The sequence below is a fragment of the Psychroserpens sp. genome, assembly GCF_036960315.1.
GTDB lineage: Bacteria > Bacteroidota > Bacteroidia > Flavobacteriales > Flavobacteriaceae > Psychroserpens.
Genome location: NZ_JBALVR010000003.1, coordinates 374,239 through 391,444 on the forward strand (window position 1 = coordinate 374,239; position 17,206 = coordinate 391,444).

The 17,206-nt window shown below is 34.5% G+C and carries 17 protein-coding genes; 11 read left to right on the plus strand and 6 right to left on the minus strand.

The window, feature by feature from the left end:
- Positions 1-10: 10 nt before the first annotated feature.
- The 3 genes from deoC to V7719_RS07565 all read right to left on the minus strand — a co-directional run bounded on the left by deoC (position 11) and on the right by V7719_RS07565 (position 3,065).
- Positions 11-1,018 carry a deoxyribose-phosphate aldolase gene (gene deoC / locus V7719_RS07555; protein WP_335729274.1) on the minus strand — a complete coding sequence of 336 codons (1,008 nt, stop codon included), beginning with the start codon at positions 1,016-1,018 and terminating at the stop codon, positions 11-13.
- 55 nt (positions 1,019-1,073) lie between these two features.
- Positions 1,074-2,372 (minus strand): pyrimidine-nucleoside phosphorylase, encoded by a 1,299-nt coding sequence (locus tag V7719_RS07560; RefSeq protein WP_335729275.1) that lies wholly within the window; start codon positions 2,370-2,372, stop codon positions 1,074-1,076.
- A 111-nt stretch (positions 2,373-2,483) separates the two neighbouring features.
- Positions 2,484-3,065, minus strand: a complete 582-nt coding sequence (locus V7719_RS07565) for a Crp/Fnr family transcriptional regulator (RefSeq protein WP_335729276.1) — start codon at positions 3,063-3,065, stop codon at positions 2,484-2,486.
- Positions 3,066-3,214: 149 nt separating this feature from the next.
- Between V7719_RS07565 and V7719_RS07570 the strand changes: the two genes are divergently transcribed.
- Entirely contained in the window at positions 3,215-3,727 is a 513-nt protein-coding gene (locus tag V7719_RS07570) for a SixA phosphatase family protein (protein WP_335729277.1), read from the plus strand.
- Here the strand turns inward: V7719_RS07570 and V7719_RS07575 are convergent.
- Together V7719_RS07575 and V7719_RS07580 are read right to left on the minus strand one after the other, a co-directional pair.
- On the minus strand, positions 3,720-4,466 hold the full coding sequence (locus V7719_RS07575; protein WP_335729278.1) for a DUF6503 family protein: 747 nt from the start codon (positions 4,464-4,466) through the stop codon (positions 3,720-3,722). The genes V7719_RS07570 and V7719_RS07575 overlap by 8 nt on opposite strands.
- 112 nt (positions 4,467-4,578) lie before the next feature.
- Entirely contained in the window at positions 4,579-5,046 is a 468-nt protein-coding gene (locus V7719_RS07580; RefSeq protein WP_335729279.1) for a DUF1572 domain-containing protein, read from the minus strand.
- Between the two features lie 134 nt (positions 5,047-5,180).
- Here V7719_RS07580 and smpB point away from each other — a divergent pair, with 134 nt between their 5' ends.
- The 5 genes from smpB (at position 5,181) to V7719_RS07605 (ending at position 11,081) form a co-directional block, all read left to right on the plus strand.
- The gene (smpB, locus tag V7719_RS07585; RefSeq protein ID WP_335729280.1) at positions 5,181-5,639 is read left to right on the plus strand and encodes an SsrA-binding protein SmpB; all 459 of its coding nucleotides are present in this window, start codon (positions 5,181-5,183) and stop codon (positions 5,637-5,639) included.
- A 169-nt stretch (positions 5,640-5,808) separates the two neighbouring features.
- Positions 5,809-8,274 (plus strand): DUF5686 and carboxypeptidase regulatory-like domain-containing protein, encoded by a 2,466-nt coding sequence (locus V7719_RS07590; protein ID WP_335729281.1) that lies wholly within the window; start codon positions 5,809-5,811, stop codon positions 8,272-8,274.
- A gap of 10 nt (positions 8,275-8,284) precedes the next feature.
- Positions 8,285-8,803 carry a hypothetical protein gene (locus V7719_RS07595; RefSeq protein WP_335729282.1) on the plus strand — a complete coding sequence of 173 codons (519 nt, stop codon included), beginning with the start codon at positions 8,285-8,287 and terminating at the stop codon, positions 8,801-8,803.
- A 93-nt stretch (positions 8,804-8,896) separates the two neighbouring features.
- A complete protein-coding gene (locus V7719_RS07600; protein ID WP_335729283.1) occupies positions 8,897-10,738 on the plus strand; it encodes a Xaa-Pro dipeptidyl-peptidase in 1,842 nt (613 codons plus the stop codon).
- 43 nt (positions 10,739-10,781) lie between these two features.
- Entirely contained in the window at positions 10,782-11,081 is a 300-nt protein-coding gene (locus V7719_RS07605; protein WP_335729284.1) for a hypothetical protein, read from the plus strand.
- On the opposite strand, the gene V7719_RS07610 is transcribed toward V7719_RS07605, so the two are convergent.
- Positions 11,078-11,719: a protein-L-isoaspartate(D-aspartate) O-methyltransferase gene (locus V7719_RS07610; protein WP_335729285.1), complete on the minus strand. Its 642-nt coding sequence runs from the start codon at positions 11,717-11,719 to the stop codon at positions 11,078-11,080. The genes V7719_RS07605 and V7719_RS07610 overlap by 4 nt on opposite strands.
- A 157-nt stretch (positions 11,720-11,876) precedes the next feature.
- Between V7719_RS07610 and V7719_RS07615 the strand changes: the two genes are divergently transcribed.
- The 5 genes from V7719_RS07615 to V7719_RS07635 all read left to right on the plus strand — a co-directional run bounded on the left by V7719_RS07615 (position 11,877) and on the right by V7719_RS07635 (position 17,201).
- The gene (locus V7719_RS07615; RefSeq protein WP_335729286.1) at positions 11,877-12,836 is read left to right on the plus strand and encodes a Gfo/Idh/MocA family protein; all 960 of its coding nucleotides are present in this window, start codon (positions 11,877-11,879) and stop codon (positions 12,834-12,836) included.
- Positions 12,837-12,888: 52 nt separating this feature from the next.
- Entirely contained in the window at positions 12,889-13,779 is an 891-nt protein-coding gene (locus V7719_RS07620; RefSeq protein WP_335729287.1) for a 3-hydroxyacyl-CoA dehydrogenase family protein, read from the plus strand.
- A gap of 64 nt (positions 13,780-13,843) precedes the next feature.
- Complete coding sequence (locus V7719_RS07625; protein ID WP_335729288.1) at positions 13,844-15,082, plus strand: DUF1015 domain-containing protein; 1,239 nt, start codon at positions 13,844-13,846, stop codon at positions 15,080-15,082.
- A gap of 82 nt (positions 15,083-15,164) precedes the next feature.
- Positions 15,165-15,818: a YggS family pyridoxal phosphate-dependent enzyme gene (locus tag V7719_RS07630; RefSeq protein WP_335729289.1), complete on the plus strand. Its 654-nt coding sequence runs from the start codon at positions 15,165-15,167 to the stop codon at positions 15,816-15,818.
- 21 nt (positions 15,819-15,839) lie between these two features.
- Positions 15,840-17,201: an exonuclease domain-containing protein gene (locus V7719_RS07635; RefSeq protein ID WP_335729360.1), complete on the plus strand. Its 1,362-nt coding sequence runs from the start codon at positions 15,840-15,842 to the stop codon at positions 17,199-17,201.
- Positions 17,202-17,206: the final 5 nt, after the last annotated feature.

Consider the following 17,206-nt stretch of genomic DNA (forward strand, 5'->3'; position numbering starts at 1 on the left):
CTTATATTATTTATGCCATTGGGTGTCTAAATGACGCTGAATACCTTCCAGTTACATAATGTTCTAATTGTCTTTCAATATCACCAAGTAGACTACTAGCTCCAAACCTAAATAAATCTGGAGTCAACCATTCGTCACCAAGTTCTTCCTTTATTAATACTAACCAATTGATAGCTTGTTTGGCTTTACCAATACCACCAGCGGGCTTAAAGCCAACTTTGTAGCCTGTTAATTCATGATATTCTCTAATCGTTCTAATCATCACTAGACTCACAGGAATAGTAGCATTCACTGGTTCTTTACCTGTACTGGTTTTAATAAAATCTGAGCCAGCCATCATGCTTACCCAACTTGCCTTTGCTACTTTAGTATATGTTGGAATTTCTCCAGTGGCTAATATGGTTTTCATATGAGCATCTCCACAGGCCTTTCTACACGCAGCTACTTCATCATATAATGCTTTCCAATCTGATCGTAACACTAAATCTCTACTGACTACGATGTCTATTTCTTTTGCACCTGCAGCCACTGATAATTCAATTTGTTTTAGTTTCTCGGTCAGTGGAATATTACCTGCAGGAAACCCTGTAGATACAGCAGCAATAGGTATAGAACTTCCTCTTAAACCTTTTTTTGCATCCTTAATAAAATTGTGATATACACAAACTGCTCCTGTATGAATATGAGCATCTTTCATTCCCATAGCCTCCAATAAGTCTAATCTAATTGGAGACTTTGCTTTTGCGCAAAGCCTCAATACATTACTTTCTGTATCATCACCAGCAAGGGTAGTTAAGTCAATACAACTCACAGCTTTTAATAACCAAGCTGCTTGCCATTGCTTCTTTACAGATCTTCGTCCACTTAATGTAGCCGCACGTCTTTCAACAGCACTTCTATTTACGTTTATATCTTCAAATAGACTTGAATCAAATGGGATACCTTCATTTCGTTGATGCTGTGATATCTGCTTCTTATTTGACTTCATGTTCTTCACCTTCATTTTTGTATTACTCATACAATTTTTCGTTTAGTTTTATTCTAATTATTAAAAATAACAAATCTTAAAGAGTTTACCTTACTGTTTTAAGGATTAATGGGTTTGCTATGGGTTTTTTCTTAGTAAATTTATACGCTATCGCCATAAGTTCACTTGCTTTTTCAAAAGAACTTTCTTCATTGGAAAACAATTCGGCCAATGTATCACCTATGTTCACAAAATCTCCTATTTTCTTTTTTAGTAAAATACCAGCTCCATGATCAATAATACTGTTTTTTGTTTCGCGACCTGCTCCGAGTTTTACTGAAGCTAATCCTACATCGAGAGCATTCAATTCACTTATATAACCTTGGTGATCACTTTTATAAATTCTTGAATATTTAGTGCTTGGTAACTGATCTGTGTTCTCCACACTATTAACATCACCTCCTTGTGCCTTTACGAATTCTTTGAACTTATCAAACGCTTTTCCTGAGCTAATCAACGTCTTCAATTTTTCAACTGCTTGCTCGTGGTTTTCTGATACTTTACCTAAGACCAACATATGTCCGCCCAATTCTAAACAGAGTTCAGTTAAATCTTTTGGTCCTTTACCTTTTAAAGTCTCTATGGCTTCTTTTACTTCTAAAGCATTTCCGACAGTATATCCAAGAGGCTCACTCATAGAGGTGATAACAGCAATGACGTTTCTATTCATCTTAGCACCAATATTAATCATCACTTGAGCTAATTCTTCAGCATCATCGAGTGTTTTCATAAATGCACCATAACCAACTTTAAGGTCAATTACAATAGCATCGGCTCCACAAGCCAATTTTTTGCTCATAATGCTTGAAGCTATTAAAGAAATATTATTCACTGTTCCAGTAACATCTCTTAATGCATAAAGCTTCTTATCTGCAGGAACTAAAGTTGCATTTTGCCCACAAACTGCAATATTATGTTGTTTGACATTATTTATAAATTCTTGTCTTGTCATATCGAACGACAAGCCTTTAATCGATTCCATCTTATCCAAAGTTCCGCCTGTATGACCAAGCCCTCGTCCAGACATCTTTGCAACTGGTACTCCAGCAGCAGCCACTAATGGTGCCAACACCAATGTAGTTTTGTCGCCAACACCTCCTGTACTATGCTTATCTACCTTAATGCCATCAATTTCGGACAAATCAATTAATTCACCTGATCGCATCATCAAATCAGTTAAAATAGCCGTTTCGGTGCTATCCATACCTTTAAAATAAATAGCCATTAAAAAAGCAGATATTTGGTAATCAGGAATTTCGCCAGAAATAAACCCATCAATAATAGATGTTAATTCCTCCTTGCTTAACTCAAGTCCATTACGTTTTTTAACTATTAATTCAACCATCGTTGTGATTTAATACTCCTAGAAGTAGTATTTACACAAAGTTCGAAAATAAAAGTCTAAAATAAAATGATGTAGATTATTAAAAAAGGTTAATCTATATTAACTTTAAAATTAGAGATTAGTGTTTTTTATTTTACTTAAAAACTCCTTAGTAATACCAAGATATGATGCTACCATGTATTGCGGAATACGTTTTTCAATTTCGGGATACTGTTTTGTAAACTGAATATATTGGTCTTTGGCGGAAAGACTAAAACTTGAGACAATTCTTTTTTGTGATGCTACGAAAGCTTGCTCTAAAATCAATCTAAAAAAACGTTCTAATTTTGGTACCGCTTTGAATAATTCTTCTTGATCCTCAAATAATAATTGTATCAATTCTGTATCTTCTATGCATTGTACATTATAATCAGAAGGTTTTTGGGATACAAAACTTCCTATTTCTGAAGCCCACCAATTCTCTATTGAGAACATCACAATATGCTCTTCACCATCATCATCTACATAAAATGTTCTTGTACAACCGGAAATTATAAAACCGCTATAACGGCAAACATCACCTTGTTGCACTACATATTGTCCTTTTAAATACTTTCTTAATGATACTTTAGATAATATGATTTTCCTTTCTTCCTCAGTAAGTGCAACATAATTATTTATGAAATTTATAAAGTTATGTGATTTTTCTACCATTGTATAAATGTATTAAAAAGTAAATAGATTCTTCTTTACTAAGAATTCAATTTCTTCAATGCACAATCTTTTAATTTAACAAATATTTTAAGTAGTTCGCCAATTAACTATACTATATTTGAGAATTATCAATCACAATTTAACTATAAATGAAAAATATTTTCTCACTTCTACTTATTGTTTTTATATCTATTCCTTCATTTTCTCAAGAAAAAAATATAGATTCTGAAACAACGACTTACTATTTAATTCGTCATGCAGAAAAAGACAGAAGTGATAAAACGAATAGAAATCCAGATCTTACAGAAGCAGGTAAAACTAGAGCGAATCATTGGAGTGAGGTATTTCAGTATGTAAAATTTGATGCCGTGTATTCTACAAAATACAATCGTACAACTCAAACTGCTACACCAACAGCCAAGAAGAACAATTTAGAATTATCCTTCTACGACCCAAGAGCTTTATATTCTGAAGATTTTGCTAAAGCCACAAAAGGAAAAATTGTTTTAGTGGTTGGTCATAGCAATACGACTCCTGCTTTTGTTAATATGATTTTGAAAGAAAAAAAGCACGAAGATATCGAGGATAATAACAACGGTAACTTGTACATCGTAACAATTTCCGAAGGAAAAATTAGCGACCAAGTTCTGACGATTAATTAAGGGTAACGACTAGGTTCTCTAATTCTATTTTCGAAAGTAATTTAAGGGTTCCGCTTTCAAATAATTGAGGTAGATCTGTCAAGGAAACTGAAGTATCCTCAGGTTTGTAGTTATTGTAATCTACAAATCGAATCCCTTCAACATAACGTTCGTTATAAGCTTCTCTAAATCGGATACCTTTCCCATCACTTTCATTATAAGAATACGCTAGGTAATCGACCTTATTGGTGTCTTTATTTACCCAATACACAAATACATCTTCGAAGTCTTCTCCTCCTCCATTTTGGTCGAATGTAACTTTAATAGTATGATACTTTTTGTTTTTTACTGAAATAGTTTCCAAGAGTGTTGTTTGAACGGCTGCATCATTCAAACCAAAAGGCAACACCGAAAAATAATGCACAGAGTTTACTGAAGCTGAATATGCTTGTTCTTTACCATCTGAAACCACAAATACATTATTGTTGATATATCTTGTAAATCTGTCATTAGTCAGTACGTCTTTAACGATTCCCATAGAATCTTCAAACTTTCGTTCTAACTGAAATTTGCCACTATTTCTAATCGCTTTATAATGCCTGTCTCTAAAACCAAAATCAATAGTAGACGACGACACCAAATCTCCTCCAGAAACTTCGATCGATGCATCAATAATGGTTTGTACTGAAGTTTGCTCAACCTTTTCCTGTTTGCAATTGAAAAGAAAAAGAGCTAAGATGATTGACAAAAAATATTTCATTGAATTACTGTTTAAATAGTGCGTTTTTGTAAATGCCCATTATGGGCTTTCAGAGATAAGTCGGAAAGCTAATCAATTCATAACACAGAACCATTATTAGACATTGATAAACTTATGTAATCAACATCTTTTTAATTAAACCTATTTGGCCCAAATGATAATACGCATGCTCAATTAAGCCATCAATATTTCGTTCTAAAGAACCATATTTTATGTTTGTAAATGGCTCATTAAGTTGAATTTCTGGTGATTGCTGAATCAAGTGTGCTAATTCTTCAGCGTCTGTCCAAAACTTAACCAAAAAAGTTTCCCAATCTTTTTGAGATTGAATTGGTGAAAAATCAAAACTAAATTTATCTCTTATATCTAAAGTTCCGCCTTTAAAAACATTCAGTATACCGTCTACATAATAATGAACATGTTGTGCTAATACTGCAATCGTATTTAAACCACCAATCTCCTTAGTTGCAATTTCCCAATCCATAGTGTTTAACTGTGATTTATAATTTGCATTTGCAATCCATAAGCCATCAAGAATAACTTCTCTAAAGCGATTTGCTAGTATGTGTGTCTTTTGCATGTTCTTAAAAATTAAATCGATATCATATCAAATATAAAAAGAAGTCAGCAAAACAGTAGTATAAATATCCTTTGCTTTCAATTTTGAGTTTACTTTTCAATTAGATTCTACTTAAATTTTATACCTTTGCTTCCATGCTAAAACCGGTTAACATAAAGAACAAAAAAGCAAAGTTTGAGTACGAGATTCTCGATACTTATACGGCTGGTATTGTTTTAACCGGAACCGAGATCAAGTCCATTAGAGATAGCAAAGCTTCTATTGCAGAAGGCTTTTGTGAATTCAATGATCGTGGCGAATTGTTTGTCATCAATATGACCATTCAAGAATATGTCTTCGGAAACTACTACAATCACAAACCTAAAGCTGAACGTAAACTTCTACTTAACAAAAGAGAGCTAAAAAAGTTAGAGAAAGAAGTCAACATCAAAGGGAACTCAATTATTCCACTTCGACTATTTGTCAACGATAAAGGTTTAGCAAAACTTGAAATCGCCTTAGGGAAAGGTAAAAAACTATTCGATAAGCGCGATACGATTAAAGATCGTGACAATAAGCGTGACCTAGATCGCATCAAGAAAATTTATAAGTAACCCTGCTCTTGGCACTGAAATTGTTGTAAGAAAATATTTAACAAAACTATGCGTTTAATTTATGATTGTTTAACAAATGGCATTTATTAAAATGTCTATGTTTGACATTCGCTAGGCAACCTTTTTATAAAAAAATACGTCTTTACAATAAAACCATCGATCAACGCCTATGAAAACTAAACTACTCTCTACGTTTGCATTTTTATGTGCTCTCGCTTCATTTTCACAAATCAAAGGAACTGTCACCGACAACAAAAACCAACCTTTACCTTTTGTGAATATTTATATCGAAAACACCTTTACTGGCACAACAAGTAACGAAGAAGGAAACTACGAACTCAATATTACAGAGCCTAAAAACTATACCGTTGTATTTCAATTTTTAGGTTACAAAACGGTGAAGAAAAATGTAGGCATCACTTCCTTTCCTTTTACGTTAGACGCGGTGATGACAACGGAAGAAATCTCACTCAATGAAGTGGTTATCAATTCTGAAGAAAATCCTGCCAATAAAATCATTCGTGCAGCGATTGCTAAACGAAAAGAAAATCTGGAAAAAATAAGTGGTTACAAAGCCGATTTCTATTCTCGCGGACTCATAAGAATAAAGGAGGCTCCCGAAAAATTTCTTGGTCAGGAAATAGGTGATCTTGGTGGTGGATTAGATTCTACAAGAAGTGGCGTGATTTACCTATCTGAAACCATCTCAAAACTTGAGTATTTAAGACCTCATAAACTCAAAGAAAAAATACTAGCATCTAAAGTGAGTGGTGATGACAACGGATTTAGTTTCAACAAAGCCATTGATGTAGAATATGATCTTTATGAGAAAACCATAGAATTAGGCAACCAGATTATCTCACCTATAGCAAACAACGCTTTTGGATATTACCGTTACAAACTTGAGGGTGTCTTTTATGATGACAGAAGCAACCTCATCAATAAAATAAAAGTCACGCCTAGACGAGAAAATGATCCGGTTTTTGAAGGGTTTATTTATATCGTTGAAGACCAATGGACGATTTACGCAGCAGAATTGGACATCACAGGAATCCAAGCCAAAATTCCAGCCATAGATAAAATTAGAATTACTCAAAATTATTCCTTTTCTGAGGAAGGTAATATTTGGGCTAAAATTTCCCAAAATGTCGATTTGAAATATGGAATCTTGGGAATTAAAGGTGATGGTCGATTTACAGCTGTTTACAGTAACTATCTATTTAATACAGGTTTAACGCGAAAAGATTTTACTAGAGAAATTGTCTCATTTGCAGCTGAAGCCAACAAAAAAGATTCTACTTTTTGGAGTGTTATAAGACCTGTACCATTGACAGTAGAAGAAATCACAGACTACGTCAAAAAAGACAGTATACAAATCCTTAGAGAGTCTAAAACTTATCAAGATTCTGTTGATACGGTTAATAACAAATTTAAATTAGGTAATATTATTGGTGGTTATACCTATAACAACTCTTATGAAAACTGGAGTGCTGGTATCTCCTCTCCTATTGAAGCAATTAGCTTTAACACTGTTCAAGGTTGGAATGCCAATGTTGGCGCTTTTTACAGAAAAAGTTATGACGATTATAATCGTTTTTTCTCAATTAACGGAAATATCAACTATGCATTTAGTGAAGACCGTTTAAGAGGTACTGTTTCTGCAACTTATAAATTCAACAACGAAAGCAGGCCGTTTTTAACAGTATCTGGTGGTGTAATTGCACAACAGTTTAATTCAAGTGATCCTATTTCTAAAAGTATAAATACGGGATTTTCTTTATTCTCTGAACAGAATTTCTTGAAAATCTATGAAAACAGTTATGTGCAAGCCTCCTACTCTAACGAATTGTTTAACGGATTTCGAATGACTTCAAGTCTGAGTTATCAAAGACGAAAAGCTTTATTCAACACCACAGATCAAGCATGGTATCCTCAAGATGATAGAGATTATACCAGTAACAATCCTTTAGATGAAACAGCTTATGGTATTGCGCCTTTTGAAACGCATAATATCATAAAACTTAATGTCTCTGCCCGAATTAATTTTGCTCAGAACTATTTGAGTTATCCTGATGGTAAGTACAATATTCCAAATTCTAAATATCCTACGCTATTTGTAGCTTACGAAAAAGGCTTATCATCATCGGTTGATGACTATAATTTTGACCAGGTGAGATTGCGAATTACACAAGGACTCAATGTCGCAGACAAAGGGCGTTTTAGATACAATTTAAAAGCAGGGAAGTTCTTTAATGCCGACGACATTTCATTTGTAGATTACCAACATTTTAATGGCAATCAAACCAATTTTGGAGAAAGTTCTTATCTCAATGTCTTTAATAACTTACCATACTATACGGCAAGTACGAATGATTCCTATTTGGAAATGCATGCCGAACATGATTTTAATGGGTTTCTCCTCGGAAAATTGCCACTCCTGAAAAAGCTGAACTTCAATTTAATCGTTGGCGCACATGCGTTAGCAACTCCTGATAATAATCCGTATCAAGAATACACCGTTGGTTTGGATAATATTGGTTGGGGGAAATTTAGATTTTTACGTTTAGATTATGTACGTTCGTATCAAAGCGGGTTTCAAAGTGATGCTATTATCTTTGGCTTGAAATTCTTTTAATCTAAACATTATGAAAAAATTAGTTTTACTAGTTGTACTTATAAGTGCATCTGTTTTTGCACAGAAGGAAGCAGACTATTCAAAACATGTCGCAACCGTTGATAGTACTATAGAAACATTATACGGTGTTATTTCTGGTGATAAAGGCGAAGCTCGTAATTGGGAATTATTTAAATACCTGTTCCATGAGGATGCGAAGTTGATTCCGACAGGAAAAACCAAAGAAGGTTTACATACTGCAACTTTTATGTCTGCTGATGGTTATATAGAACGCGCTGGAACATGGCTCGTAGAAAATGGCTTTCACGAAGTTGAAATTAGCCGACAAACGCAAACCTTTGGTCAAATTACACAAGTGTTTAGCACCTACGAATCCTATAAAAGCAAAAGCGATACCGAACCTTTTATGAGAGGCATCAATAGTATTCAGTTGCTAAATGATGGTAATCGTTGGTGGGTTATTAATATCTATTGGCAACAGGAAACAGATGATAATCCCATTCCTGAGAAATATTTGTCAAAACAATAAGACAATAAAACAGCTTTTATCAAAACGTTAATTCATTTTAGTTTCAATAGTTTACTTCATACATTTACGAGAATATTTTACAAATCTATCCATATGACATTTTCATTTAAATCAAATGCCTTACTGAGTATTGCTTTAATCCTATTTACAATTGGTAATGCTCAAGACAATTCAGAAAAAGCAAAACCAACTTTTAAAGATGGTGAAGCTCAAATTGTTGAAGCTTTTAGTAATTCAAGTTTATGGATTCGTCATGATTTATGGGTAGAAACCGAATTTGACACAGATGGAGATGGAAAACTAGATCGTATGCATGTTGATGTGACGCGACCTGAACAAACGGAGAGCCAAGGTTTAAAACTGCCAATTGTTTATGAAACTAGTCCATACTACGCAGGCGTTGCAGCAGATGTCGATGGTGTCTTTTGGAATGTCGAAGTAGAACTGGGTGAGGCAGCTCAAGAACGTGTGCATCCAGAAGTGGTACGACGTGGAAAACGACCAGTTATTTCCAACTCACAAATTAGAACTTGGGTACCAAGAGGTTATATTGTTGTTCATTCTTCATCACCAGGAACAGGCTTATCTCAAGGTGCTCCAACTGTTGGTGGAGACAACGAATCTTTAGCTCCTAAAGCAGTCATAGATTGGCTAAATGGTCGTGCAAAAGGTTATGAAACTCCAGATGGAAATGAAGAAGTGAAAGCCTTTTGGTCTACAGGAAAAGTAGGTATGACTGGAACCTCATACAACGGAACTTTACCCATTGCAGCAGCAACCACAGGAGTTGAAGGTTTGGAAGCTATTATTCCTATAGCTCCAAATACATCCTATTATCATTATTACAGATCTAATGGTTTGGTGCGGTCTCCAGGAGGTTATTTAGGTGAAGATATAGATGTGCTTTACGACTATATCCATAGTGGAGATGAAGCCAAGCGTCCTTTCAATAATAAAACGGTAAGAGATACTGAAATGGCAAATGGTATGGATCGTCTAACTGGTGATTATAATACCTTTTGGTCAGGACGAGATTATCTTAATGACATGGAACCATTTAAAGCTGCATTATTAATGTCTCATGGTTTTAACGATTGGAATGTTATGCCAGAACATAGTTACCGCATTTACAAAGCAGCAAAAGAAAAAGGCTTACCGGCACAAATATATTATCATCAAAATGGTCATGGTGGTCCTCCACCTATAGCCATGATGAACCGTTGGTTTACAAGATATTTACATGGTATTGAGAACGGTGTAGAAACGGAAGAAAACAAGGCTTATATTGTTAGAGAGGATGATAATAATAAAAACCCAACAGCTTATAAGGATTACCCAAACCCTGATGCTTCAGATGTGGTTTTGCATTTAACTGCTGGCGGTAATAATATTGGAGGATTAACAACTACACCAAATAAAGGCAAACGCTTAAAAGCGGAAACAGTAGTAGATGACGTAAATTTCTCTGGAAAGGATTTAGCAGAAGCTAAAAGTTCAAATAACAGACTATTATACATTACGCCTACGCTTACTGAAGATTTACATATCTCTGGATTAGCAAATGTGACTATTGAATTAAAGAGTAATAAACCAGCAGCTAACCTATCGGTTTGGTTGGTCGCTTTACCTTGGGAAGGTGGAAAAATAACTAATGACATTATCACACGTGGTTGGGCAGATCCTCAAAACTATAAATCGTTAACAGAGAGTGAACCATTAGATCCAAAGCAAACCTATACTCTGAATTTTGATTTACAACCAGATGATCAAGTTATAAAAAAAGGTCAGCAAATAGGATTAATGATATTCTCCAGTGACAAAGAGTTTACATTACATCCAGATCCAGGAACAGAGTTGACGATTTACATTCATAACACGACATTAAAACTCCCAGTAGTTGGAGGAAAGGATGCTTTTGAGAAAGCAACGAATTAAAAGTAGCTCTCTTGAATAACGAAATCATTAAACAAAAACATTGGTGGAAACGAAACCGCAAATGGTTGATATCGTCAATTGTAGTTGTGTTGGTAGTCGTTGCGATTTTTTCTTGAGGAATGAATTTGATTGCAACAGATCTTACAAAAGCGTAGTACGAATTATTGGCACAAAAGGAAAAGCTGTTATGGATATTGTTGCCAATAGAATAGATAACGAATGGAATTATAAAACCATCAATGTCAGAATCAAAAAACCTAAAACAGACTATTCCGGTTTTAAAAGCAGAATAATTTACTCCTTCACCAACTTAAAGATTTCTTTACTATTTCAAGATTATTAATTTTTATCTTCTAAAAGTGGCACAAATCGAAACTCACCAAACTCATGCTGCTCAAATTCTTTAGGTCCTTTTCTAATAAATAAGGTCATAATCTGCACGTCATCACCAACAGGAATCACTAAGCGACCTCCTATTTTCAACTGACTCAATAAGGGCTTGGGTACAAATGGTGCTCCAGCTGTAACAATGATACTATCAAAAGGCGCTTCAGTTTCTAAGCCAATATAACCATCTCCAAAAATAAGTTTCTTTGCTCTATAACCTAATTTAGGTAAAAACTTGCTTGTTTTTTTATAGAGTTCATTTTGACGTTCAATACTAAAAACCTTAGCTCCTAAAAGACATAACACAGCAGTTTGATAACCACTTCCTGTGCCTATTTCTAAAACGATATCCCCTGGTTTTACTTGCATTAATTCGGTTTGAAATGCGACAGTATACGGTTGCGAAATAGTTTGATCTGCACCAATAGGAAAAGCTTTATCTTGATAGGCATGATCCAAAAAACTAGAGTCCATAAACAAATGTCTTGGTATTTTGCCAATGGCATCTATTACCCTTTCGTCTTTAATCCCCTTGCGTTTAATGGTTGCAACAAGTTGTTGTCTGAGTCCTTGGTGTTTAAGCGTATCTTTCAAAGTAGTTAAGTTTTCTATGCTAAAATAGCTGAAACATTTTTATACTGAAAGTTAAAACGTATCGAATTATCAACGTCGCTAAGAACAACTATTATTTATCAAAGAATTCACATAAAAAAACTCTGAAAAATCTTATTTTTGTTGAAAACGTAAAACAATGATAAAAGCTGGTGTACTTGGTGCTGGTCATCTAGGTAAAATTCATTTAAGACTTCTTAATCAATCTGAAAAATATGAGCTCGTAGGGTTTTATGACGCAGATGAAACTAATGCAAAAAAGGTAGAAGCAGAATTTGGTTACAAATACTTTAATTCTATCGACGCGCTTATTCAAGCTGTTGACATGGTTGATATCGTAACACCTACCTTATCACATTACGATTGTGCAAAAAAATCCATTTCTTATGGGAAGCATATATTCATAGAAAAACCGATTACAAATACCGTGGAAGAAGCCGAGCATATTAGAGAATTACTTGCTGAACATGATATTCGCGGACAAGTAGGACATGTGGAGCGTTTCAATCCTGCGTTTATTGCTGTGAGAGAGCAAGTGATGAATCCGATGTTTATAGAAACGCATCGCTTGGCAGAATTTAATCCTCGAGGAACCGATGTTCCTGTGGTATTGGATTTAATGATTCACGATATTGATATTATTTTAAGTGTTGTAAAATCAGAAGTAAAAAACGTATCAGCTAGTGGTGTTTCTGTAATTAGTGATACACCAGACATCGCCAATGCACGTATTGAATTTGAAAATGGTTGTGTTGCGAATCTAACTGCAAGTCGTATTTCATTAAAGAATATGAGAAAAACACGTTTCTTTCAAAAGGACGCTTATATCTCTGTCGATTTCTTAGAAAAGAAATGTGAAGTTGTAAAAATGAAAGATGCTCCAGAACAGCCTGGTGATTTTGATATGATTCTTCAAAATGCTGAAGGCATCAAAAAGCAAATCTATTTTGACAATCCTGAAATCGCAAATAATAATGCAATTTTAGACGAATTAGAAACCTTTGCAGATGCCATCAACAACAACACGACTCCTATTGTGACACTTCATGATGGAACTGAAGCTTTGCGTGTTGCTAAGATGATTATTGATCAATTTTAAATACATAACATAAATAAAATTTCTGTCTTTTCAGAAATGAAATAAATTTCACATGAAAAACGTAGCAGTTATTGGAGCAGGAACTATGGGAAACGGAATTGCCCACACTTTTGCTCAATCTGGATTTAAAGTCCAATTAATCGATATTAGTGAAGCATCTCTTCAACGAGGTATGAATACCATTGCTAAAAATTTAGACCGAATGGTTGCTAAGGAGAAAATTTCCGAAGCCGACAAACAAGCTACTCTTGATAATATTACCACATTTACAGATATCACTGCTGGTGTTGAATATGCTGGATTAGTTGTCGAAGCTGCAACAGAAAATATTGATTTAAAACTCAATATTTTTAAGCAATTAGATGAAGCTTGTGGTGAAGACACGATCTTAGCAAGTAACACCTCGTCTATTTCTATTACACAGATTGCTGCAGTGACTTCACGACCAGATATGGTTATTGGTATGCACTTTATGAATCCTGTCCCAATTATGAAATTAGTTGAGATTATTCGTGGGTATACTACAAGTGACGAAGTCACAAATACCATTATGGAATTATCCAAAACTCTGGGTAAAACTCCAACTGAAGTTAATGATTATCCTGGATTTGTTGCCAACCGTATTTTAATGCCAATGCTTAACGAGGCGATTGAAACCTTATTTAACGGCGTCGCTGGTGTAGAAGAAATAGATACCGTTATGAAATTAGGTATGGCACATCCAATGGGTCCTTTACAACTGGCCGATTTTATAGGTCTTGATGTTTGCCTATCTATTCTGAATGTGATGTACGACGGGTTCAAAAACCCGAAATACGCACCTTGCCCTTTATTAGTTAATATGGTAAACGCTGGTAAATTAGGTATAAAATCTAATGAAGGTTTTTATGATTATTCTGAAAGTAGAAAAGCCGAAACCGTAGCGAATCAGTTTAAAAAGTAGAAGGTTAATGGGCAATAGTAATTAGTAGCTAGTGCCTTTTTACTAACTCCTAATTACTTAGTTTATGGCAAAAATACTTCCATTTAAAGCAGTAAGACCAACGCGAGACAAGGTGAGTTTAGTAGCTTCTCGCTCCTATCAAACCTATACCCAAGCTGAACGTGAAGCGCGTCTGGATTATAATCCATTTTCGTTTCTACATATTGTCAATCCAGGCTATAAATACGATAGAGAAATTACAGGTAGCGAACGCTATACTTTGGTGAGAAATCGCTATCTAGAATTTAAAGAAGATTCCATTTTTGTGCATGATCTGACTACATCATACTACATCTACAAAATTGTAGATAGAGATGGTCAAGTATTTAATGGTATTGTTGCTGCAGCAAATGCCGAAGATTATGAAAACAATATCATAAGAAAGCATGAAGAAACTATCGAGTATCGCGAACGCATCTTTAAAGATTATCTAAAAACCGTTGGTTTTAATGCAGAACCTGTACTCTTGACTTATCCTGATAACGACATCATTTCCAAAATTATCCAAGACACACAAAAAGAGCGCGCGGAGTTTGAATTTACAACAACCTATAGAGACACACATTATCTTTGGAAATTGGAACAACCAGATTTGATCGAAACAATAAAAAAGGAATTTGAAAAGATGCCAACCATTTATATTGCCGATGGCCATCATCGCTCTGCATCATCCTATTTGTTGTATAAGGACGAAAAAGCACTTAATCCTAATCATTCTGGTGATGAATCTTACAATCACTTTATGACCTTTTTGATTCCAGAATCTGAATTGCGAATTCATGAATTCAACAGATTAGTTAAGGACTTGAACGGTTTATCAAAAGAAGAGTTTCTAATTCAGTTGGATACGATATTCAGAATAGAAAATAGAGGCATCATGCCATACAAACCGTCAAAGAAGCATCATTTCAGCATGTATCTTGATGGAGAGTTTTACTCGCTTTATTTGAGAAAATCACTCTATAATTTTGACACTACATTAGATGCATTAGATCCTCAAATACTTTATAATACTATTCTTAAACCTCTTTTAGGTATCGAAGATTTACGTAACGATATTCGTATCGATTATATCAACGGAAAAAAAGACATCATAAATGTTAAGGATAAAATTGATAATGGCGAATTTGCTGTCGGTTTTGGTATGGTTCCTGTGAATATCACTGAGATGAAGCACATTGCTGACGACGGACTCAAAATGCCACCAAAGAGTACATTTATAGAACCTAAGCTCAGAAGTGGCGTGACTATTTATGAGTTTTAAAAAAAGTTGATTTGTTTGGTGTTTAGTCGTTAAGCTGTTCGACTCAATAACAAACCACTTCACGACAAACGAAATATGAAATATGAACATAAAAGAAAACCTAAACAACATACTTTCTCAACTCCCAAAACAGGTCACCCTTGTTGCAGTTTCTAAAACCAAACCTGTAAGTGATTTAATGGAAGCTTATGATGCTGGTCAGCGTATTTTTGGAGAAAATAAAATTCAGGAAATGGCCGAAAAACATGAGCAAATGCCAAAAGATATCGAATGGCATATGATTGGTCATGTACAACGTAACAAGGTCAAGTATATGTCTGAATTTGTAAGTTTAATTCATGGTGTTGATAGCTTAAAACTGCTTTCTGAAATTAATAAACAAGCAAAAAAACACAATAGAATCATCAAATGCTTACTTCAAATAAAAATAGCCGAAGAGGACAGCAAATTTGGGATGTCATCAAAAGACGCTAAGGAATTATTGGCTTCCGAAGAATTTTCCGACTTAAAAAACGTTAGCATTACTGGTGTCATGGGAATGGCAACATTTACAGATGATAAAAACCAAGTTGGACAAGAATTTAAACGACTCAAAACGACTTTTGAAATGCTTCAAACCATTGATGAATCTATAGAAACCATAAGTATGGGAATGAGTGGTGATTATCCATTAGCAATTGACTCTGGAAGTACTATGATTCGAGTTGGAAGTAGTATATTTGGCTATAGAAATTAATCACACTAAAAACACAGATTTATTTACGCTATACTTGACATAGAAACTACAGGCGGAAAGTACAATGAAGAGGGCATCACTGAGATAGCTATCTATAAATTTGATGGTCACAAAGTGGTTGACAATTTTATAAGTTTAGTCAATCCAGAGCGAGAAATACAGCCTTTTGTTGTTAATCTTACTGGCATTAATAGTAACATGCTGAAAACGGCTCCTAAATTTTATGAAGTCGCCAAACGCATTGTAGAAATTACCGAGGATTGTATTATTGTGGCTCACAACGCACAATTTGATTACCGCATATTAAGAACAGAATTTAAACGTCTTGGTTTTGGTTTTGAGCGAAAAACACTTTGTACTGTTGAGCTCTCAAAACAATTAATTCCAGACCAAGCATCTTATAGTTTAGGGAAACTAACACGTGCTTTAGGGATTCCTGTAAGTGATAGACATCGTGCCAATGGAGATGCGATGGCCACTGTGAAGTTATTTAAAATGCTGATTTCAAAAGATTTGGACAAGCATATTATAAAAGATAATGTAAAGCAAGATATCGCTAAACGCCTTAAAGACACACATAGTACCATTATTGACAAATTACCTTCAATTACTGGAGTGTACTACATACATGATGAAAATGGCGAAATCATTTACATAGGAAAAAGCAAAAACATTAAACATCGCATCAATCAACATTTCACAAATACGAGTTCGAAGTCTAAGAAACTACAGTTGTTGGCTAGATCGGTGACCTATGAAGCTACGGGAAGCGAACTTGTAGCCTTATTAAAAGAAAGCGAAGAAATAAAACGAAATAAGCCTATTTACAACAGAGCTTTAAAACGCACCACCTTTACACATGCACTTTATAGCTTTACGGATGATAATGGCTATATCAATTTAAAAATTGACAAGACGACAGAAGATGAAAAACACATAACCACGTTCAGTAATATGCAAAGTGGCAAGAGCTTTATGTTTAGGGTTGTGGAGCAATATGACCTTTGTCAAAAATTGACTGGATTATATCCAACAAAATCGAATTGCTTCAATTACACTATTAAAAGTTGTAATGGTGCATGCATCAATGAAGAATCATCAGAAGAATATAATACTCGCGTTGAAGAGCTCATAGCAAAAAACAGTTATGACAACAAAAATATGATCATTATAGATCAAGGTAGAGATATTGACGAAAAGAGTGTTATCTACATTGAAAATGGCGTATTTAGAGGTTTAGGTTTTTATGATCTTAACCATCAAATTAACACTATTGAAGTCCTAGAATCTATTATTACGCCTATGGAAAACAATAGAGACACGCAGCATATCATTCAAAGTTATTTAAGACGAAACAAACGCGTAAAAACCCTATCTATCTAAATTCA

Coding starts and splice junctions, on each gene's coding strand:
- deoC (WP_335729274.1), bottom strand. CDS start 1,018: ATGAGTAATACAAAAATGAAGGTGAAGAACATGAAGTCAAATAAGAAG.
- V7719_RS07560 (WP_335729275.1), bottom strand. CDS start 2,372: ATGGTTGAATTAATAGTTAAAAAACGTAATGGACTTGAGTTAAGCAAG.
- V7719_RS07565 (WP_335729276.1), bottom strand. CDS start 3,065: ATGGTAGAAAAATCACATAACTTTATAAATTTCATAAATAATTATGTT.
- V7719_RS07570 (WP_335729277.1), top strand. CDS start 3,215: ATGAAAAATATTTTCTCACTTCTACTTATTGTTTTTATATCTATTCCT.
- V7719_RS07575 (WP_335729278.1), bottom strand. CDS start 4,466: ATGAAATATTTTTTGTCAATCATCTTAGCTCTTTTTCTTTTCAATTGC.
- V7719_RS07580 (WP_335729279.1), bottom strand. CDS start 5,046: ATGCAAAAGACACACATACTAGCAAATCGCTTTAGAGAAGTTATTCTT.
- smpB (WP_335729280.1), top strand. CDS start 5,181: ATGCTAAAACCGGTTAACATAAAGAACAAAAAAGCAAAGTTTGAGTAC.
- V7719_RS07590 (WP_335729281.1), top strand. CDS start 5,809: ATGAAAACTAAACTACTCTCTACGTTTGCATTTTTATGTGCTCTCGCT.
- V7719_RS07595 (WP_335729282.1), top strand. CDS start 8,285: ATGAAAAAATTAGTTTTACTAGTTGTACTTATAAGTGCATCTGTTTTT.
- V7719_RS07600 (WP_335729283.1), top strand. CDS start 8,897: ATGACATTTTCATTTAAATCAAATGCCTTACTGAGTATTGCTTTAATC.
- V7719_RS07615 (WP_335729286.1), top strand. CDS start 11,877: ATGATAAAAGCTGGTGTACTTGGTGCTGGTCATCTAGGTAAAATTCAT.
- V7719_RS07620 (WP_335729287.1), top strand. CDS start 12,889: ATGAAAAACGTAGCAGTTATTGGAGCAGGAACTATGGGAAACGGAATT.
- V7719_RS07625 (WP_335729288.1), top strand. CDS start 13,844: ATGGCAAAAATACTTCCATTTAAAGCAGTAAGACCAACGCGAGACAAG.
- V7719_RS07630 (WP_335729289.1), top strand. CDS start 15,165: ATGAACATAAAAGAAAACCTAAACAACATACTTTCTCAACTCCCAAAA.